The 18,572-nt window shown below is 59.8% G+C and carries 17 protein-coding genes, 1 tRNA gene and 1 pseudogene; 5 read left to right on the top strand and 14 right to left on the bottom strand.

Annotated elements, in window-relative coordinates:
• Window positions 1-180: 180 nt before the first annotated feature.
• From FF098_RS02580 to FF098_RS02555, 6 genes and pseudogenes are all read right to left on the bottom strand, one after another.
• Window positions 181-1,047, bottom strand: a complete 867-nt coding sequence (locus FF098_RS02580; RefSeq protein ID WP_155136943.1) for an HpcH/HpaI aldolase/citrate lyase family protein — start codon at window positions 1,045-1,047, stop codon at window positions 181-183.
• Window positions 1,047-1,520: pseudogene (locus tag FF098_RS02575) on the bottom strand (MaoC family dehydratase); the annotation flags it as partial. The pseudogene FF098_RS02575 and the gene FF098_RS02580, both read right to left, overlap by 1 nt.
• Window positions 1,521-1,608: 88 nt before the next feature.
• Window positions 1,609-1,857, bottom strand: a complete 249-nt coding sequence (locus FF098_RS02570) for a hypothetical protein (protein ID WP_166426279.1) — start codon at window positions 1,855-1,857, stop codon at window positions 1,609-1,611.
• 110 nt (window positions 1,858-1,967) lie between these two features.
• The gene (locus tag FF098_RS02565; RefSeq protein ID WP_155136934.1) at window positions 1,968-2,417 is read right to left on the bottom strand and encodes a phage holin family protein; all 450 of its coding nucleotides are present in this window, start codon (window positions 2,415-2,417) and stop codon (window positions 1,968-1,970) included.
• A 17-nt stretch (window positions 2,418-2,434) separates the two neighbouring features.
• Complete coding sequence (locus FF098_RS02560) at window positions 2,435-2,773, bottom strand: Pumilio-family RNA binding repeat-containing protein (protein WP_155136931.1); 339 nt, start codon at window positions 2,771-2,773, stop codon at window positions 2,435-2,437.
• 163 nt (window positions 2,774-2,936) lie between these two features.
• The gene (locus tag FF098_RS02555; protein ID WP_155136928.1) at window positions 2,937-4,403 is read right to left on the bottom strand and encodes a TolC family outer membrane protein; all 1,467 of its coding nucleotides are present in this window, start codon (window positions 4,401-4,403) and stop codon (window positions 2,937-2,939) included.
• A 232-nt stretch (window positions 4,404-4,635) separates the two neighbouring features.
• Between FF098_RS02555 and FF098_RS02550 the strand changes: the two genes are divergently transcribed.
• Both FF098_RS02550 and FF098_RS02545 read left to right on the top strand, forming a co-directional pair.
• Window positions 4,636-4,712: transfer RNA gene (locus FF098_RS02550), tRNA-Met, on the top strand.
• 167 nt (window positions 4,713-4,879) lie between these two features.
• Window positions 4,880-5,488 carry a trimeric intracellular cation channel family protein gene (locus FF098_RS02545; RefSeq protein WP_155136925.1) on the top strand — a complete coding sequence of 203 codons (609 nt, stop codon included), beginning with the start codon at window positions 4,880-4,882 and terminating at the stop codon, window positions 5,486-5,488.
• A gap of 63 nt (window positions 5,489-5,551) precedes the next feature.
• Here FF098_RS02545 and FF098_RS02540 read toward each other — a convergent pair whose 3' ends face one another.
• On the bottom strand, window positions 5,552-6,928 hold the full coding sequence (locus tag FF098_RS02540; protein ID WP_155136922.1) for an NAD-dependent succinate-semialdehyde dehydrogenase: 1,377 nt from the start codon (window positions 6,926-6,928) through the stop codon (window positions 5,552-5,554).
• A gap of 142 nt (window positions 6,929-7,070) precedes the next feature.
• Between FF098_RS02540 and FF098_RS02535 the strand changes: the two genes are divergently transcribed.
• Window positions 7,071-8,903 (top strand): ABCB family ABC transporter ATP-binding protein/permease, encoded by a 1,833-nt coding sequence (locus FF098_RS02535; RefSeq protein WP_155136919.1) that lies wholly within the window; start codon window positions 7,071-7,073, stop codon window positions 8,901-8,903.
• A 382-nt stretch (window positions 8,904-9,285) separates the two neighbouring features.
• On the opposite strand, the gene FF098_RS02530 is transcribed toward FF098_RS02535, so the two are convergent.
• The 5 genes from FF098_RS02530 to FF098_RS02510 all read right to left on the bottom strand — a co-directional run bounded on the left by FF098_RS02530 (window position 9,286) and on the right by FF098_RS02510 (window position 12,461).
• Window positions 9,286-10,392 (bottom strand): NAD(P)/FAD-dependent oxidoreductase, encoded by a 1,107-nt coding sequence (locus tag FF098_RS02530; RefSeq protein WP_155136916.1) that lies wholly within the window; start codon window positions 10,390-10,392, stop codon window positions 9,286-9,288.
• Window positions 10,393-10,402: 10 nt separating this feature from the next.
• Window positions 10,403-10,771: a YkgJ family cysteine cluster protein gene (locus FF098_RS02525; protein WP_155136913.1), complete on the bottom strand. Its 369-nt coding sequence runs from the start codon at window positions 10,769-10,771 to the stop codon at window positions 10,403-10,405.
• A gap of 98 nt (window positions 10,772-10,869) precedes the next feature.
• A complete protein-coding gene (locus FF098_RS02520) occupies window positions 10,870-11,253 on the bottom strand; it encodes a hypothetical protein (protein ID WP_155136910.1) in 384 nt (127 codons plus the stop codon).
• A 23-nt stretch (window positions 11,254-11,276) separates the two neighbouring features.
• Window positions 11,277-12,041 (bottom strand): monofunctional biosynthetic peptidoglycan transglycosylase, encoded by a 765-nt coding sequence (gene mtgA / locus FF098_RS02515; RefSeq protein WP_155136907.1) that lies wholly within the window; start codon window positions 12,039-12,041, stop codon window positions 11,277-11,279.
• Between the two features lie 6 nt (window positions 12,042-12,047).
• Entirely contained in the window at window positions 12,048-12,461 is a 414-nt protein-coding gene (locus FF098_RS02510) for a DUF1761 domain-containing protein (RefSeq protein ID WP_155136904.1), read from the bottom strand.
• Between the two features lie 159 nt (window positions 12,462-12,620).
• On the opposite strand from FF098_RS02510, the gene FF098_RS02505 reads away from it, so the two are divergent.
• Window positions 12,621-13,556 carry a hydrogen peroxide-inducible genes activator gene (locus tag FF098_RS02505; RefSeq protein ID WP_205967348.1) on the top strand — a complete coding sequence of 312 codons (936 nt, stop codon included), beginning with the start codon at window positions 12,621-12,623 and terminating at the stop codon, window positions 13,554-13,556.
• Between the two features lie 317 nt (window positions 13,557-13,873).
• Here FF098_RS02505 and FF098_RS02500 read toward each other — a convergent pair whose 3' ends face one another.
• A complete protein-coding gene (locus FF098_RS02500; protein ID WP_205967347.1) occupies window positions 13,874-15,118 on the bottom strand; it encodes a mechanosensitive ion channel family protein in 1,245 nt (414 codons plus the stop codon).
• 68 nt (window positions 15,119-15,186) lie between these two features.
• Window positions 15,187-16,275, bottom strand: coding sequence for a DUF6607 family protein (locus FF098_RS02495; RefSeq protein WP_229714503.1), 1,089 nt, complete (start codon window positions 16,273-16,275; stop codon window positions 15,187-15,189).
• Window positions 16,276-16,432: 157 nt separating this feature from the next.
• Between FF098_RS02495 and FF098_RS02490 the strand changes: the two genes are divergently transcribed.
• Window positions 16,433-18,568 carry a TonB-dependent hemoglobin/transferrin/lactoferrin family receptor gene (locus FF098_RS02490; RefSeq protein ID WP_155136898.1) on the top strand — a complete coding sequence of 712 codons (2,136 nt, stop codon included), beginning with the start codon at window positions 16,433-16,435 and terminating at the stop codon, window positions 18,566-18,568.
• Window positions 18,569-18,572 lie beyond the last annotated feature (4 nt).

Raw genomic sequence — 18,572 nt, 5'->3', positions numbered from 1 at the left:
CCTCATAGGCCCTGGTTCACCCAATAATGTGGATAATGAAGGATTAACCTTGAAAAGCAAACAAAAACGATCCGCGTTAACCCTTTTTCAAGGATTGTGTGGATTTTCCGTTAACCTTGATTAACAAGCATTTATATGTGTTATATTTTGATACAAGCTGTGTTCCGCATGGAACGTATTTTAACTTTTTCCGCTGCCTTCGGCCTTGGCGAGTATCTTCTGTGCAATGCGCAAATGCGGCATATCGAGCATTTTTCCATCAAGGGATGCAACGCCGCTTCCGGATTCCCTCAATAGGGTAATGACTTTCTTCGCCCACTCGATCTCCTCCGGCGTTGCCTGGAAAGCCTCATTGATCGGGTTGACCTGCGCCGGATGAATTGCCGCCTTCGCCTCGAAACCGTCGCGGCGGGCCTTCTGGCAGAGGCTGGTCAACCCTTCCTCATCCCTGAAGTCGGCAAACACAGTGTCTATGGGCACGACGCCAGCGGCACGCGCTGCGATCAGGCACAGATTGCGGGCCAGCCTGAACGGCTCAGTGTAATCGCCATTGTCGTAATTGACGGTCGCGCCGATCTCTGCCGACAGATCCTCCGCCCCCCACATCATGCCGGCTAGGCGCGGCTGCACCCAGCCGGGATTGGTCAATGCCAGCACACCCTGCGGCGTCTCGGTAACGATAGCGATGATCTTGGTACGCCCGATCGCCTCTTCCGTTTCATGACTTGAGATCAGCGCATCGAGCGACTTGATGTCGTCAGCACTGTTGCACTTGGGCAGAACGATGCCATCGGGCCGCGCCGGCACGACAGCTGCGAGGTCTTCCTTTATCAACTCAGTGTCGAGGCTGTTGACCCGCACATAATATTTACACAGGGACCGGTCTGCATTCTTCAGGGCCGAGCGCGTTATCTGCCGCGCTTCCGCCTTGCGCTCGGGCACGACGGAATCCTCCAGGTCGTAGATCAGGATATCGGCGCCGGAGCCGGCTGCCTTTTCGATCTTGCGCTCGCTGTCACCGGGAACGAACAGAAGGGACTTGAACATCAGGCTGTCTCCGCCGGTTTGGCACGCATCAGTGCGGCACGCTCACACAGGGCCACAACGTCGCCCTTCTGATTTAACGCTTCATGCTTGAAGGTAACGATACCCTGCCCCGGTCGCGACTTGCTTTCCCGAACAGATAGTACGGTTGTGCGTGCACGGATTGTGTCGCCATGAAAGACGGGCGCGGGAAACTTTACCTCGCTCATGCCGAGATTGCCGATGGTCGTGCCCAGTGTTGTGTCGCCAACCGTCATGCCGATCAGGAGACCGAGCGTGAACAGCGAGTTGACCAGTGGCTTGCCCCATTCAGTCCTGGAGGCGAAATCCGCATCGATGTGCAGCGGCTGCGGGTTCATCGTCATCAACGAGAACTGCATGTTGTCGTATTCGGTGATCGTGCGGGACAGGGCATGATCGAAAACCATGCCTTCCTCGAATTCTTCCAGCCACAGACCGGCCATAGGCGACTCCCTTGATTCTACCCGCTTCTAGCACAGGCAAAGGGGCGTATCACACCCCTCAAGGGATTGGAATTGCAGGCCATGGCGGCAAGCGCAGAGGTCAGCTCGTCTCAGTGCCGTCCGGTGTGGTCTTTTCAAGGGGAATGCGCAGAAAGCCCGGCAGCCATTGCTGGGCCTTGCGGATCTTCTCTTCCATGTGGGGATGGCGGCTACGGAAATGGCGCAGCCAGAAAGCGAAAGCGGCGTTGGTCGTAATCAACATGCTCAGGCCGATCAGGATCAGCACGATCCCGAACGGAATTGGCGATGGCATCACGACGAGACCAACGAGGATGAAAAAAATGGCCACAAATGTCGCGGCTATATGAAGAAACTTCGAAAACATTGTCGTGCAGTGTCCTGCAAGTTTGTCCGAAAACCGGCGAGCGAGCTGACCTCGCAGGGGACGGGTCACGCTCATCAGTCGGACTCGTGTGCCTCCATCATGCCCATGACAGCCCCCGCAGCAACAGCCGCCGCCACCATACGCACCGGATGTTCCTTGAACTGCTTTTCCAGCAGACCGCCCCCGATGCCCTGCAACAGCAAGGCTTCGTAATTGGCCCCCTGTGAAGAGGCAGAAGAAGACGACAGGGAGGATGGTCTGGATTTGCTGCTGGCGGCGTGCCCGTGATGGCCAGCCTGAGCCTGGGCCGCGAAAAAGAATATACCTGCCAGTAACAACAGGAAAATGCCACCGCACAACACAGCCAGCCCCTGCCCGATCAGCGGGGACAGGGAAAGAACAATGGCGACGGTCACGAACAGGCTGGCCATCGCGGCAAACAGTCCGGCATAGACCAGAAGCGCCCCCCGCGTCGCTACGCGGGCGGCGTCCTGTTTCGTCGATCTGATCAAACCATTCAGCATGGGAACCGATCTATCCGTTACTTCAAAATTGCGCGGCCGAGGATCATACCTGCGGCAACGGCGAGGCCGAGTGACGCGACAGGGTTATCGCGAACGGTATCGCGCAGCGACTCGGTCTGTTCTTCAGCCTCGTGCTTGAATTTCTTGGCCTTGTCGCGGCTCATCTTGATGACCTTGTCGGTTGCTTCTTCAACCTTGTGCTGGGCATTGTGCACGCTGGCCGACCCGAACTTGCCGGCGTCCTTCTGCAGCGTGTGCATATCCTTGCGCAGGGTATCGATATCACCGCGCAGCTCCTTCAGCAGCGCTGCAAGATCTTCTTCGTTCCTGGTGGAAAGCTTGTCTGTAAAAGCCATAAGTCACCTCCGTTTGCTATGCAGGGAAGCGATGCAGAAAACAGCGCACCCCCGCCGAATAATACACTTGAAACACACAATGTTCGGGGTCAGTTCCATTGCGTGACTATAAGCTCTTATAGCAAAGCCTTTGTTTATGCGGCGTTAAGACCTGATCGCGCTCTTAGTCCCGCTCTGGTCCGGTGCCGAACCAGCGCCGGGCTACGTCGTCGCGATTGGCGTCGGGGTCGTAATACACGACGTCCAGTGCCAGCGCTTCTGCTGTCAGCAGGCCGGTGGCTTGAAGCAGGCGGAAAGCAGCAAGGTAATAGGCTTCCCGCGCCTGCAGTCGTGACAGGCGAACACGGAGCAGTTCCGCTTCGCCATCAAGCACATCCAGCGTCGTGCGCTGACCCAGACGCCCCTCCAGTGTCAGCCCTTCAAGGGCCAGTTCGGCTGCTGACAAGGCGGGGTCTGTTGCCTCCCATGCAGCGCGCGCTGCTTCAAGTTGCAGCCAGGCCGACTCCACCTGTTCACGTAACTGGCGCTCAGCCTCCCGAAGCCGCCAGCGATCGGCGCTGTGGGCTTCCCGCGCCTGACGAATACCGGAATAGGTCGCGCCGCCCTGATAGAGCGGGATGGTGATCTGCGCGCCTAGCGTCGCATTTTCCGACTGGTCGCCTTCGATGAACTGGTTCTGGGCATAGCCATAACTGGCCCGCGCGGTGACCGTGGGGGCGAGATAGCCCTTGGCAACCTTGACTGCATGGGCCGACGCCCGCTCCTGCTCGCGAGCCGCGACGATGGACGGGTTCCCGTCCATGGCGATCTCCAGCGCCTCATCCAGTGTCGCTGGCATGGGCGGCAGCGGCGGGGTCGTCTCCAGTGTGCCCGGCATGCGGCCAGTGATCCGCTCGAACCGCGCCCGCGCCGTCGTCAGCGTTGCACGGGACCGGATCAGGTCGGCATTGGCCTGTGCTGCCCGCGCTTCCGCCTGGGCGATATCGGTGCGAGTCGCTTGGCCATTGTCGAACCGGGCCTCGGCAAAATCCCGCTGCCCCTGCAGGGAGGTCAGCGACGCCTCGGTAAATCCGATGGCTTCTTCCGCCGTGATCACACCGAGATAGGCGCTGATCGCATCATAGAAGAGCTGCTGCTCCGTCGCGACCAGCTCGGCCTGCGCTGCATCGATCTGTGCTTCAGAGCGCTTGATGGAGTTCTTGACCCGGAAGCCCTGGAAGATCGGTTGCTGCAGCTCCACGCCGATCTGCCGCGTGCCGGTGCCGCCATTGCCGGTCAGCGCCTCGTTAATCAGCTCCTGCTGTTCACCGTCACCCATATCCGGCGGAATGCCGCCCTCACCACCGCCAAAGAGTTCAGAAAGATCGCGGCCCGGGTCGTAATTCCCTTCGGCAGTCTCATAGGAAAGCTGCCCGTTCAGGGTCGGCCGCCCCTCGGCCCGCGCCTGGGCACCCAGTTCGTCGGTCGCACGCAACTGGGCCCGCCCCGCTTTCAGGGCCGGGCTCGTCTCATAGGTCAGCTCCAGCACTTCCCGCAGTGTCTGCGCCTGCGCAGGCACGAAGCCAGTTGCACCTGCGATTACGGCGCAAGCCACTGAAGTAAAAAGAGTTTTTTCCGTCGCTCGTGCCATTGTCCTGCCCCGGCATTACATAGGTGCCCCGACCCTACACGCTGCCCGTAAGCATGCGATTAACGGCCCTTTACTGTATGCTACTTAGGCGAATGACCGCCTCGCCGCCAGCTTCCCGGGTGCAGAACGGCTATGCGCCATTCGTCAGTTGACAAAGCCAGCGGGATCGCCTTTATACCGTCGCTCTGTCCGGCAGCGCCGGAACAGGCCGTTAAGGCATTGGGCCCTTTGGGGTGGAGTAGCTCAGTTGGTGAGAGCGCAGGATTCATAACCCTGAGGTCGGCGGTTCAAGCCCGCCCTCCACTACCAGCCTTCGCTCTTACGAGCTTCGGCTCGGCAAGCCAGCCATCATCCAGCCATGTCAAGCTCGTAAGAGCGAAGGCTGTCGCGCCGAAGCGCAGCGTAGGCGGACGCGGCACGCGCTGACTTATGAGTGGGAATCCCCTACTTTGCGCAAGCAGCTTCCGGACACGCCCATGCCCTTTGACCTTTTTCTTGAAATCGCCGACCGCGTTGGGGTCTTCGTCTTTGCCCTGTCCGGCGGGATCGCGGCGGTGCGCCGGGACATGGATATTTTCGGCGTGGTCGTTCTCGCCTTCCTGCCCGCCGTTGGCGGGGGCACGCTGCGCGATCTCATCCTCGATGTGCCGGTCTTCTGGCTGGAGGACAATCTTTCGCTCCTGCTCGCCGGCCTTGGCGGCATCACCGCCTTTTTCCTGCACAAGACGATAGAGGACTTCAAACCGCTGCGCTGGGCCGATGCGGCCGGACTTGCAGTCTTCGCTGCGACAGGCGCGGCCAAGGCAGCAGAACTCGGCCACTCCTTTGCCATCGTCATCGTCATGGGCGTGATGACGGCAACGGTCGGAGGGATTGTCCGGGACATCGTCGCGGGGCGCGAGAACCTGCTGATGAAAGAGGAGATTTACGCGACCGCCGCCCTGCTCGGCTCGACCGTTTTCGCCGGGCTCTATTTCACAGGCTTCAATGACCGCATCTGCCTGATCGCCTGCATCGTCAGCGCCTTTGCCCTGCGTGGCTGCGCCATCATCTTCCCGCTGTCCCTGCCCAAGGCACGGCAGTAAGGCATGGAAAAAGCCCCGCCGCAGGTGCAGGGCTTTTTCTTGACGCGATGGAAAATCCGTATTTCAGAAGACGGAGATCGCCTTAATATTCACGAACTCCTTCATACCGAAGCCGCCATGTTCGCGGCCATAGCCGGAATTCTTCACACCACCGAAAGGCATGTTCGGCGTCGCGATGCTGAACCCGTTAATAAACACCATGCCGGTGTCGAAGTGATCACGCGCCAGCTCGATCGCCTTGTTCTCGTCTTTTGAGAAGATGCCGCCGCCAAGGCCATAGCGGCTGTCATTGGCGATGCGCATCGCGTCTTCATCGTCCTTTGCCCGGATCACGGAGGCAACCGGTCCGAACAGCTCGTCATCATAGGCCGGATGACCCGGCTCGACATTGTCGAGCACCGTAGACGGATAATAGAAGCCCTTGCCGTCCGGCACTTCTCCGCCGCAACGGATACGCGCGCCATTCTTGACGCTTTCCTCGACCTGTCCGGCGAGAGTGTCGCGTAAGTCTCCACGCGCCATGGGGCCCAGCTGCGTCTCATCATCCGTCGGGTCACCCATCTTGATCGAGGCCATCTTCTCCACGAACCTGTCGACGAAGGCATCATAGATCTTGTCGGCCACGATGAACCGCTTGGCATTTACGCAGGTCTCGCCATTGTTGAAGATGCGGCCCTTCACGCAGTGCTCGACAGCAAGATCAAGGTCGGCATCTTCCAGCACCAGATAGGCATCATTGGAACCCAGCTCGAGCACCATTTTCTTCAGCGCCTTGCCGGCCACCTCGCCGACATGCTTGCCCGCGCCTTCGCTGCCGGTCAGGGTAACGCCGCGCACCAAATCGTTTTCGATGATCCTGTCCGACTGGTCGTGATCGATCAGCAGCACGGTGAACAGATCCTCAGGCAGTCCAGCCCGCTCATACAGCTTTTTCAGGAACAGCCCGCTACCGGTGCAGGATTCGGCATGCTTCAGCAGGATGCCATTACCCGCCATCAGGCTGGCGATGGAATAGCGCACGGCCTGGTAGGCCGGGAAATTCCATGGCTGGATACCATAGACGACGCCGACGGGGCTGTAGGTGATGATACCTGCCTTCGCACCATCGACCTCGCGCTCCTCATCCTGCAGGGCCTTAACCCCGGTCTCAGCGGTATATTCGCAAATACCAGCACACAGTTCGATTTCGGCTGCGCCATCGCCGACCAGCTTGCCGGTCTCGTTTGTCATCAGCTGCGCAAATTCATCGCTGTTGTCGCGCAACTCCTTGGCGATGTTCTTTATGATGGCGGCCCTGTCTTCGAGGGTGCGATGGCGCCATTTCAGAAACGCCTCGTGACAGCGCTCGACGGCGGCAAAGGCCTCCTTGTCGGACATGCGGTCGTAGGTATTGAGAGTTTCGCCTGTCGCCGGGTTAACGGTAGTGAGAGTGTCGCTCATTATAGTCTCCTGAAATATCGGTTGTTTATCCAATACTTCAGGGAGACGCTCGTTCCGTCACGGGCGCGTTACCGTCAGGCCATGGGGACGCCTTTGACAGCTGCCCCTTCCCTTTTGCGCCCGTACATCCTACCTCACCCCCATGCCAAGGGGATCCAAACGAGAATACGGCCTGCATGACGGCGAGGCGAGTTCGCTGAAGGAGCAGCTTGCCTCCGTGCGCGCGCTGCTGCCGCATCTGTGGCCGAAGGACAAGCCGAGCTACAAGCTGCGCGTCGTTGCCGCCTTCATCGTCATCCTCTTGGGCCAGGTCGTCTCCCTCGGCGCGCCGATCCTGCTGGAGGAAGTCGTCAACGGCCTCGACCAGTCGGACCCCGCGGTTATCGCCGTCGCAACAATCCTCTCCCTCATTATCGGCTATGGTATCTTGCGCCTGCTCAGCGTTGCCGTACCGCAGCTGCGCGAATTCCTGTTCGCCCGCGTCGGTCAGAACGCCCAGCGCGAGGTTGCAATCGACGTCTTCCGCCATCTCCACGCGCTGTCGCTGCGCTTCCATCTGGAGCGGCGCACCGGCGGGCTGTCACGCATCATCGAACGCGGCATCCGCTCCATCGACTTCCTGTTCCGCTTCCTCCTGTTCAACATCATCCCGACCTTCATCCAGCTCGCCATCATCGCCGTCCTGTTCTCCATCCGCTACGACCCGGTCTATGCCGTCATCGCGGCAGTGACAGTCATCGTCTATGTCTGGTTCACGATCTCTTCGACTGAATGGCGACTGAAATTCCGCAGGGAGATGAACCAGCAGGACACGGAGGCGAACACCCGCGCGGTCGATTCCCTGCTCAACTACGAGACGGTGAAATATTTCAACAATGAGCGCTGGGAGGCGGACCGCTATAACGATGCCATGGCGCGCTATCAGGAAGCGGCCATCCGCTCCAACAACTCCCTCGCCATCGTCAATATCGGCCAGGCGCTGATCTTCAATGCCGGCATCGTCGCGATCCTGCTGCTCGTCGCCCGGTCCATCGCAGCAGGCGAGATGGAGGTCGGGGTCATCACCGGTGTCTCACTGATCATGATGCAGCTCTATCAGCCGCTGAACATTCTCGGCTTCGCCTATCGCGAGATCAAGCAGTCGCTGATCGATATGGAAAAGATGTTCAGCCTGCTGAACGTAAAGCAGGAAGTCGAGGACCGGCCCGATGCCCGCCCGCTGCAGGTCGATGGCGCGGCCATCGCCTTCGACAATGTCCATTTCCGTTACGAGGAAGACCGCCCGATCCTGAAAGGCGTCTCCTTCACGGCCCGCCCCGGCGAGAAGATCGCCATTGTCGGCCATTCCGGCGCGGGCAAGTCGACCATCAGCCGCATCCTCTATCGCTTTTACGATATCGACGAGGGCAGCGTGACGATCGACGGGCAGGATATCCGCGATGTCACGCAGGACTCACTGCGCGCCGCCATCGGCATGGTGCCGCAGGACACGGTGCTGTTCAACGAGACGATCGGCTACAACATCGCCTATGCCAAGCCCGGTGCGACGCAGGACGAGATCGAACAGGCCGCGCAGATGGCGCAGATCCACGACTTCGTCACCGGCCTGCCCAAGGGCTATGACACCGTCGTCGGCGAGCGCGGGCTGAAACTGTCAGGCGGCGAGAAACAGCGCGTCGCCATCGCCCGCACCATATTGAAGAACCCGCCGATCCTGATCCTCGACGAGGCGACCTCGGCCCTCGACAGCGTGACCGAGCAGGGCATCCAGACCGCCCTGCGCAATGTCGCGGAGAGCCGTACAACCCTCGTCATCGCCCACCGCCTGTCGACCATCATCGACGCCGACCGCATTCTTGTGATGGATGACGGCCAGATCATCGAACAAGGGACCCATGCGGAGCTTCTTGCCAAAGGCGGTGATTATGCAGAGCTGTGGCAGCGCCAACAGGAAGACCGGCAGGCAGCGGAGTAAATCGTTTAACAGCGTAAAGCACTCGTCTCATGTCGAATGCTTTCGACTCCGTATCTGGCCAAGCCACCACCAATGCGGAAAGACTATTACAAACACCCAAACAGCAAAAATAGCTTCTGAAAAGAATCTATGTTCAGCGATTTCTGTATCGGCGAATACATATCGTAGTGATGCAGCGTAGATAACGCTGATAACGACAAGGGAGGTCATCCAGAGACCAATACGCCAAACGGTTTTCATCTCGCCTTTACCTTCAATCTCTTCAAGGTCTGTAAGGACAGACCTGTCCTTACAGACCTTGTCGGCATTTTGATTTCAGGGGACTGAGGATGTCAAGGCCGCGGCTTTGCCGCGCCGCGTAGCGGGTGCCGCCTTGACATCCTCAGTCCCCTGAAATACCCGCCACATACTCCCCAATCGCCATGCTCGCCGTCAAGCCCGGCGATTCGATGCCGAATAGCTGGATCATTCCCGGCACGCCGTGGGCCGCCGGCCCCTCTATGCGATAATCCGCCCACACGCCGGGCGTCGTGATCTTCGGCCTGATACCTGCGTACGACGCGTACAGCTTGTCCTTTTCCAGCCCCGGCCAGAACTTCACCGCGTCCTGCCAGAACTGGTCCCGGGCCCCCTCATCGACATCGTAATCGCCGAGCTCCACGCCCCAGACCACGTCCGGCCCCAGCCGCCCCTGCCCGCCGAGGTCACGGGTATAGTGCGTGCCCTGACTGTCCGCCGTCGGCATGGGATAGATCAGCCGCTCGAACGGCGCCTTGCCGGAATAGGTGAAGTACCGCCCCTTGGCGTATCGCGTCTCCGGCACCTTGTCCGCCGGGAAGCCTTCGATCAGCTGCGCCACTCGGCTCGCATGCAGCCCGGCGCAGTTGACGACCAGCGCCGCATCCAGCTTCACACCCGCCTCGCCGCCGACATTGATTTCGACGCGCTCCTCCCGGACACGCCCGCCAACAACTGGCGCATTGAACACGGCCATGCCGCCCGCATTTTCGATATCGCCCAGCAAGCTGAGCATATAGGTATGGCTGTCGAAAATGCCGGTCGAGGGCGACCAGATCGCCGCTTCGCAGGCAAGCGCCGGTTCCATCGCCTTTGCTTCCTCCGCACTCATCAGCTGCAGATCATGGACGCCATTGGCCTCCGCCCGCGCCATCAGCGCCTTCAGGCCCGGCACCTCGGCGGGCGACGTCGCGACGATCAGCTTGCCGCAGTTCAGATACGGCACGCCGCGCTCCGCGAGATAAGGATAGAGCACCTCCTTGCCGCGCACGCATAACTGCGCTTTCAGGCTGCCCGGCTCGTAATAGATGCCGGCATGGATGACTTCGGAATTGCGCGAGGAGGTTTCGGTGCCGAAGGCGTCGTGCTGTTCCAGCACCATTACCTCGCGCCCAGACAGCGCCAGCGCGCGCGCCACGGCGAGGCCGACGACCCCCGCCCCGATGACGACGCTGTCGACGCGCTCGCCCATCAGCGGGCGCCTAGCTGGTCGTGGCGATCCATTCGTCGTCGTCCTGCACTTCGCGTTCGAACATCAGGAAATCGTAATAGCCGCAGCGGTTCTGCGTCGGGAAGGTGCGGCAGATTTCAGGGCGCGCCTCATAAATCGTGCAATTGCGCGTCTCCAGGTCGATAAACTGGCAGATCGTGTCGAAATGCTCGTCCTCCTGATGGCGCAGCACGAGCGGGCTCTCGTCATCGCCCTTCTTGATAAATTTCTTGCGAGCCTTTTCCCATGACACATCGAAATATTTTGCCAGCCGGGTGATGTCTTTGTCCGTCACCGGAATATGCGCATAGGAGCAGCAATAGGCGGGACATTCGAGACAATCATACTTCTTCTTGGCCATCACAATACTTTCGGGGAGACTTTCGAGGCATCACACAGGCGTCAAGCATTATGCCGCGCTGCACCCATGGTCAAGAAGAAGGGCGTCTAGCGCGGTATCTACCCATCCAGCCTGTCGTCGAGATCGCCGCTGCCGGTCTTGCCGAAGAAGGATGAGATGTCGAACCAGACTTCCTCTGTATACCCGTCTTCGGTGACGAGCGTGACGACATCCACCGGCGTAGAGCCGCAATAGGTCATGTACTGGTCGGCCTTGCGCGCGCCCGGATATTTGGTGGCGAGGTAAGCGTTTTCCTTGGCGATACCATCCTGCGTGGTCTGGGCGAAGATCGGTACGACCTGCGCACAGCCATCCTGTGACGGTGCCGCCGTGCGGGCCGGCCCGCGCAGATCGACCGGTGCGGGCGCCTGCCCCTGCATTGGCGTGACGCAAGCTGAGAGCGCCAGCAACAGGGCACCGCCCGTGAAAATTGATCTGATCATTACTGTCTCCCTTCTCTCATCATTCAGTCTAGCACACATTTATCGAGGCCCTCATTGCGGACCACCGCCATGCGCGCGCGGATCGTGCCGGCCTGGCGCGAGACATACGGCCCCGGCGGATTGGCCGACCACTTGTTCGGGCTCGGCAGCACGGCGGCGAGCAGCGATGCCTCATAGGCCGTCAGTTCGGCCGCCGACTTGCCGAAGCGTCCCTGCGCTGCAGCTTCGGCCCCGAACAGCCCGTCACCCCATTCGGCGACGTTGAGGTAAACCTCCATCACCCGCCGCTTGGGCCAGATCAGCTCTTCCAGCCCTGTAAAATACGCCTCCGCCAGCTTGCGCACCGGGTCGCGACCATTCCACAGAAAGGCATTCTTCGCAGTCTGCTGAGAGATGGTCGAGGCCCCGCGCCAGCCGGACCCGGCCTGAACATCCTTCCACGCCAGCCTGATCTGCTCCATATCAAACCCGAAATGTTGGCAGAATTTTGAATCTTCGGAGGCAATCACCGCCCGTACCAGATGCGGCGAGATTTCATCGAGTGGTACCCAGTCATGGCGCACCTCCTGCCCCTGCAGGGCGCGCCAGCCCATCTGGGTGGTGCCAGGCACGGGCACGACGAGGTAGAGCACGGTCCAGAGGATCGACAGGAACAGACCGCCACCAACAAGGCGCAATACTGTTTTTCCCACCAGGGGCCAGTCGAGATAGAGCGCGCCCGACTTCCGTCGGCGCTGCCGCTTGCGCGCGGTCGCCCGTCGCCTTATTGCCCCCTTGTTATCTGCCATCACACATCAATCCCGACGCATCGCCGTCAGCACCAGCGCCGACGCGATCCAGGCAAGTATAAGGTGACCGGCATCGATGACAAACGCGATCACATTATGGGAGGGCAGGTTTACGGGATCGTAAGCCAGCACCGGCACGGCGAAGAGCAGCGCCACGATCAATGCCGTCGCGATCGTCCCGCCGATATCCGGCCAGCCGCGCCATTGCAGCACAAGTCCCAGCCCGATCACCTGCGCGAAGGCCAGCAGCGGGCTGACCATGCGCCAAAGCGGTGAGCCGGAATGGGCTGCCGCTTCGGCAAAGCCATGGGAAACGATCCATTCATCGCCGAAGAAGTACGCATACCAGCCAAAGCTGATCACGTTGAAGATGACACCGGCGACGATGACCGGGATCAGGGGAAGACCGAAGATGCGCAAGGACTGTGCCTCCTTTCAGACAGCACCTGATGCTAGGGCGCTTTTTATGTCAGACAATATAGGGCGGCAGCATCCTCAGTTAAGCTGCAACTGTTTTTCGATGGCAGAACTTATCAAGAGATATACATTGATAGGAAAAACCACTTCGGAGAACTGATTTTGGCGACCGATCCATTCCTGACACTGAAGCAATTGCAATGCCTTCTGGCTGTCGAAGAAACCAGTCATTTCCGGCAGGCGGCGGAGCGGATCGGCATCACCCAGCCATCGCTTAGCGCCCAGATACAGAATCTTGAAAATGTGCTGGGCCTGCAGCTCGTCGAGCGCAACCGCAGTGGTGTCACCCTTACCCCCGCCGGACGGGAGGTCGCCGACCATGCCAGCCGCATCACCGACGAAGTCCAGAGCATCATGGATTTCTCCGCCGGGGCGCGTCACGGCCTGTCCGGCACCATCCGGCTCGGCACCAGCCCGACCGTCGGCCCGTATCTCCTGCCCGGCGTCGTCGCGACGCTGCACAAGCATCACGCCGGCCTCAATCTCTATATTCGCGAAGGCGCCACCCGCGACCTCGAGTTCGAGCTTTCGCGCGGCATTCATGATGTGATCCTCACCCAGCAGGGATCGGACAATCCGGACTTCGTCAGCGCACCGCTTTTCCGCGAACCCCTATATGTGGCGCTGGCCGCCGACCACCCCCTTGCTGATCACGAGACGCTCGCCCCGGAGGACCTCAAGGGAATGGACGTCCTGTCGCTCAATCCGCACTATCACCTGCATGACCAGGTGATGCGCCTGTGTGAAACCTTTGGCGCCCGCCTGTCCCGGGATTATGAAGGCACCAGCCTCGATGCCCTGCGCCAGATGGTCGGCATGGGCATGGGGTTGAGCTTCCTGCCGGCTCTCTACGTTCAGTCAGAGATCCGCACACGAAGCGAAGTTGTCATCAAGCGCATGAAGGGGCGCAGCCTGACCAGGTCCCTTGCCCTGATGTGGCGCAAGCGCGCCGGTCGCGGCGAAGCCTATCGCAGGATAGCCGACATCATCCGCGATATCGCCAGCCGCAAGCACAAGGATCTGACGTTGATAGGCTGATAGCTTATTCCTATCAAAAATTATTTTACTTGGTTATTGTTCCTATCGTGGTGTCGCTTATCTCCTTGTTGTCAAACGCTTAACGCTTTAACGAAAGGAGATAAACACATGGCCCGTTTTCTGGGGGCTGGTATCGCAGGCATGGTCCTGACCGGCTATGCCGTCGCGCTGGCACCCCTGCTCTGACGGTTTTCGAAGGCGGAGAGTAAACCCGGTTAGTCCCTGATCCCCTCACAAGCCAGGGACACTTCACCCAGCAGGTGCGCCTTGTCATCCTGACGCCCTGCGATCCCACCCTCGACCGGTTTTCCGTTTTCCTACTGCTGCCGGCTATCCTCGTGGCCGGCAGCTTTTTTTTCGTCAGTACCCTCTCCATCTTCAGGGTGCTGGATCTGATCGGAGATATTCCTGTCCTTGCCGCTATCGGCGGATGGTCGCTCTTCCTCTGTGATGGCAATATCGCTTTGGTCGATCTGCAGCTGGCCACGACGGCGCGGCAGCGCACCCGGGCATTCAGCCTGCAACCAGGAAATCATCTTCTCACGGATCTCGCAGCGCAGATCCCAAGCCGTGGGTGAGTTCTTCGCGCTCATCAAAGCACGCAGTTCCATCGTCTCTTCGCTGGTCTCGATCACCTGCAGCACCTGCACATCACCATCCCACAGCTCTGACTCGTCGAGAAACTCCTTCAGCTTCTCTCGCATCCTGCCGACAGGCGCGGTATAATCCAGATGCCAGACGACGCTGCCGATGATCGACGCGGTCTCGCGCGTCCAGTTCTGGAAAGGCTTTTCGATGATCTGCGTCAGCGGCACGACGAGACGCCGCCAGTCCCAGATTTTCACGACCACATAGGTCGAGGTGATCTCCTCGATCCAGCCCCACTCGCCTTCCATGATCACCGCATCGCCGATGCGGATAGGCTGGGTCAGCGCGATCTGGATACCTGCGAGCAGGTTGGACAATACGGGCCGCGCTGCAAAGCCGATGACGATCCCGGCGACACCGGCGGATGCGAACAAAGACACGCCGATGGCCCGCACGCTGGGGAAGGTCATCAGCATGGTCGCGACCGTGACCAGCAGGATGACCATGGTCATCATCTGGCGCAGCACCCGCATGCGCGTCGCGATACGCCGTGCCTCCAGGTTATCCTCGGCATTGATATCATAGCGCGACATCCGCGCATCCGTCAGGGCACGGAGCACGAGTATTACCAGCCAGCCGCAAACTCCAATGAGGAACAGGTTTACCATCCTGTCGACAAAGATACCGACCGCTTCCGGCATGGTGATCAACGGCAGGGTCAGCTCGACGGCAAGTATCGCGACAGCGATGGTCGCCACGACGCGCGAGCGGTGCAGGATACGCGTCAGCATCTGCTGCTTGCCGCGCCGGGCCGCCTTCGTCGCGAGAGTCCACACGACGGATTTGATGAAGACAGCAACCAGGACGGCACCAACCAGGACACCTGCGCCGACAAGATTAGACATCTCCATGCCGTCAATGGCGTTGGCCAGAGGCTCAAAAGGATCCCCGTCACCTGGCTGTGTCTGTATCATGGCCTATCCCTTTTGCTGCAATGCAAAAAGAATAGGCCTCAATCATCTCCAGTCAAATCGGCGCGGCCCTAGTAGGAAGCCGTGCCGTCCTCCTTGCCGACTTCTGCGAGGCGCTCCTTGACAGTGCCGATCTGCGTCGTCGTGTATTCTTCGATCAGCGCCTCGGCCTGTGCGCCTGCCTCGGCAACGCTCAAGGTGCCTTCCTCGACCTCGCCTGCGAGATTGAGCAAGGGCATGTACAGCGCCTCCGGCTCGCCCTGCACGGTCAGGCCGAAAGCATCGAAATCCTGCTCCAGCGCCGTCCACGCATCGCGCACGATCGCCCAATACTCGGCCGTCGCAGCCCAGTAATCGTCGGCAATACCGACATCGAAATCGTCATACTTGTTGTAGGTGTTGATACCAACTTCCCGCGCGAGAACCTGTGGTTCTCCATTGCGCAGGATGAGTTTGGAATTGTCCTGCTCATGCACCCAGCCATTCGGCGTGATCGCGTGGCGGTTGGTTGCCAGGATGGCGTCATAGTCATCCCGTGTCGTCGCATCACGACGGGGCAGCGGGCGCATATTGGGCGGCGATGTCCAGCTGGAAACGCCGTTTTCGTGCGTCCACTCCGCCAGCGCACCATAGCGCGGGCCATCATCGACCTGATAGACGAGCTGCGCCCATTTTCCGTCACGCTCGGCAGCGGAGAATTCGCGTTTCTGCCAGGCATTCCCGCCCACATACTCCGGGATCGAGGCCGGCTCATAGATCCAGTCCTGCCGCCAGTGCTTGATCGGGAACTTCTGCTCTCCGCCGACGACGAGGATATGCTGCAGGCTGATGAAATCCTCATCATTGCGAATCACCCGAACGACCTCATGGCCGCCGGACAGTTTCGGCTCCTTCAGTTCATATCCAGCCACAAACGGCACCGTTTCGGTGAAATCGAAACTGACCTTGTAGTCCCCGGCCATCGCCAGGATCGCAGCCCTGTCCTGCTCTTTTTTCTGCTCTTCGGATGTGGGACTGGCTGAGGCCCGTGTCGTCGAAGCCTGAAGAGAAGATGCGGTTTCCGGACTGGCAGGCTGCGTTGCACAGCCCGTTGCCAATGCTGCGACGGCGCAGAGCCCGGCAAATTTCAGTCTGGATGAGATAGATGAATGTCTGATCACGGCTTGTCCCCTGAAAGTCATATGAATGGTTGGTGTTTGCCAGCAGCTACACCAATCTCGCATTATTTGCAAATCATTCTAAGAATCATTTGCATTTTGAATTTTGCCTGTTATGAAACTGATAATCGTTCGCAATAATTATCGATGAGGGGTCATCATGAAAAAGCTTCTGCTCACCACCACCGCCCTGGCACTGGGTGCCGCCCTGTCCAGCCTTCCCGCCACGGCTATCGCCCAACAGGCCGCCGAGTCAGCAGAGACGGTAACCGGCAAGGACCAGACCGTTACCGACCTTGCCTATGCCGGGGAGGTCTTCACCATCACGGCAACGCGCAACCCGATGCCAGCCTTTGACTATCCGGGGTCGGTCTCAGTCATCACCACGGAGGAAATCGAGGACAAGCTCGCCTCCTCCATCTCGGACCTTTTCGACGAAGAGCCAGGCATCCGCTTCGATGGTGGCCCGCGGCGCACCGGCGAGACGCCGTCGATTCGCGGTATCGAGGGCGAAGGCGTGGTCATCCTGTTCGATGGTGTTCGTCAGAGCTTCATTTCAGGCCATGATGGCCGGTTCTTCATCGAGCCGGACCTTGTCGCCCAGGCAGAAGTCGTGCGCGGCCCCAGCTCCGCCCTCTACGGGTCAGGCGCCCTTGGCGGCGTCATCGCCCTGCGCACACTCGATGCTTCAGACCTTCTCGGTGATGGCGAGCAGTTCGGCTATCGCCTCGGCGCTGGCTATCAGGACGTCAATGGCGAGAGCCGGATTGGCGGCACCGTCTTCGGGCGCTCCGCTGACGGACGGTTCGATGGCCTCGCCTCCCTCACCCGCCGCGAAGCCGGCGATATCAGCCTTGGCAACGGGCTGGAACTGACTGCCGACGATAAACTCCTCTCCGGCCTCATCAAGGGCTCGGCCCAGCTGACAGAAGCCTTGCGCCTTGAAGCAAGCTGGACCGGTTACACCGATGATGCGGTAGAGCCGAATAATGGCCAGGGTGCCAATGAAGGTGACCTGGTAGAAAAGGAAATCCGCAGCGATAGCTGGCGCAGCGCCCTCTCCTTCAACCCGGCTGGCAATGATCTCATCAATGCGGGGCTTATCGTCTATGCCAACGAAGCCTCAGTCGATGAAGACGAGGTCGACAGCGACCGCACGATCGGGCGCACGGTCGAAAGCACCGGTTTCGTTTTCGACAACCGCAGCCGCTTCACCCTGTCCCCTGCCGCCAGCCTAACTTTCACCTATGGCGGTGAATATTATGAAGACGAGCAGACGGGCACGGATAATGACACCACTGACGGGACACGCGGGGGCGTGCCGGATGCGAGCGCCGAGACAACCGGCCTGTTTGCGCAGGCTGAACTGGAGATCGAGACCGGCATCGGCCAGTTCAGCTTCATCCCGGCCATACGCCATGACAGCTTCTCGTCAAGTTCGCCCGCTGATGATCTGGAGATCGAGGATGATGCGACATCTGCCAAGGCCGGGCTTGCCTGGCGCCCAACGGAATGGTCGCTGCTCTATGCCAATTATGCCGAAGCCTTCCGCGCACCATCCTTCAACGAATTGTTCGCTGACGATATCCACTTCGTCATCCCCCTCGGCCCGGGTGTCGAGGCGGAGAACTATTTCATCCCGAACCCTGACCTTCAGTCGGAAGAATCGACCAGCTGGGAGATTGGCGGCGGTGTGCAGTTCGCTGACCTGTTCGCGCCGTCCGACAGCTTGCAGGTGAAGGCGGGGTACTATTCCTCCGACGTGGACAATCTGATCGATCTCAATGTCGATTTCGCCTTTTCGCCGGGCTGCTTCGCGCCGGGCGCCGGAGCATGCAACGCAGGTACGTCCAACTATGCCAATGTCGCCAATGCCACGCTGGAAGGCTGGGAACTGGAAGCCGATTACGACAATGCGCGATACTTCGCCTCCATCAACTTCTCCAGCATCGATGGCGAGAACCGCGATACCGGCGACTATGTCGGCATCCTTTCGCCCAACCGGCTGAACGTGAACTGGGGCGTGAAATTCCCGGAGATCGACACGAAGATCGGCCTACGGACGGAACTCGCCGCAGACCATGACAAGGTCAACGATCCGGCGCAGGAACGCGATGGCTATCTCGTCAGCGATATCTATGCCTCCTGGGCACCGGCTACCGGTTCCCTTGCCGGCCTGCGCGTGGATGCCGGGTTCGACAATGTTTTCAACGAGGAATATGAGCGCAGCTTTGCCGGCGTTCTCGCCCCCGGTCGCAATGGCAAAGTCGCAATCCGCTGGACAGCAACATACTAGGAGG

Origin of the sequence: Aquisalinus luteolus (genome assembly GCF_009712425.2) — a bacterium.
Taxonomy (GTDB): domain Bacteria; phylum Pseudomonadota; class Alphaproteobacteria; order Caulobacterales; family Parvularculaceae; genus Aquisalinus; species Aquisalinus luteolus.
This window is presented reverse-complemented; position numbering and strand designations above follow the sequence as displayed.

Bases quoted from the DNA above. Each gene is read 5' to 3' on its own strand.
- FF098_RS02580 (WP_155136943.1), bottom strand. From the start codon at position 1,047: ATGTTCAAGTCCCTTCTGTTCGTTCCCGGTGACAGCGAGCGCAAGATC.
- FF098_RS02565 (WP_155136934.1), bottom strand. From the start codon at position 2,417: ATGCTGAATGGTTTGATCAGATCGACGAAACAGGACGCCGCCCGCGTA.
- FF098_RS02560 (WP_155136931.1), bottom strand. From the start codon at position 2,773: ATGGCTTTTACAGACAAGCTTTCCACCAGGAACGAAGAAGATCTTGCA.
- FF098_RS02555 (WP_155136928.1), bottom strand. From the start codon at position 4,403: ATGGCACGAGCGACGGAAAAAACTCTTTTTACTTCAGTGGCTTGCGCC.
- FF098_RS02545 (WP_155136925.1), top strand. From the start codon at position 4,880: ATGCCCTTTGACCTTTTTCTTGAAATCGCCGACCGCGTTGGGGTCTTC.
- FF098_RS02540 (WP_155136922.1), bottom strand. From the start codon at position 6,928: ATGAGCGACACTCTCACTACCGTTAACCCGGCGACAGGCGAAACTCTC.
- FF098_RS02535 (WP_155136919.1), top strand. From the start codon at position 7,071: ATGCCAAGGGGATCCAAACGAGAATACGGCCTGCATGACGGCGAGGCG.
- FF098_RS02530 (WP_155136916.1), bottom strand. From the start codon at position 10,392: ATGGGCGAGCGCGTCGACAGCGTCGTCATCGGGGCGGGGGTCGTCGGC.
- FF098_RS02525 (WP_155136913.1), bottom strand. From the start codon at position 10,771: ATGGCCAAGAAGAAGTATGATTGTCTCGAATGTCCCGCCTATTGCTGC.
- FF098_RS02520 (WP_155136910.1), bottom strand. From the start codon at position 11,253: ATGATCAGATCAATTTTCACGGGCGGTGCCCTGTTGCTGGCGCTCTCA.
- mtgA (WP_155136907.1), bottom strand. From the start codon at position 12,041: ATGGCAGATAACAAGGGGGCAATAAGGCGACGGGCGACCGCGCGCAAG.
- FF098_RS02500 (WP_205967347.1), bottom strand. From the start codon at position 15,118: ATGATACAGACACAGCCAGGTGACGGGGATCCTTTTGAGCCTCTGGCC.
- FF098_RS02490 (WP_155136898.1), top strand. From the start codon at position 16,433: ATGAAAAAGCTTCTGCTCACCACCACCGCCCTGGCACTGGGTGCCGCC.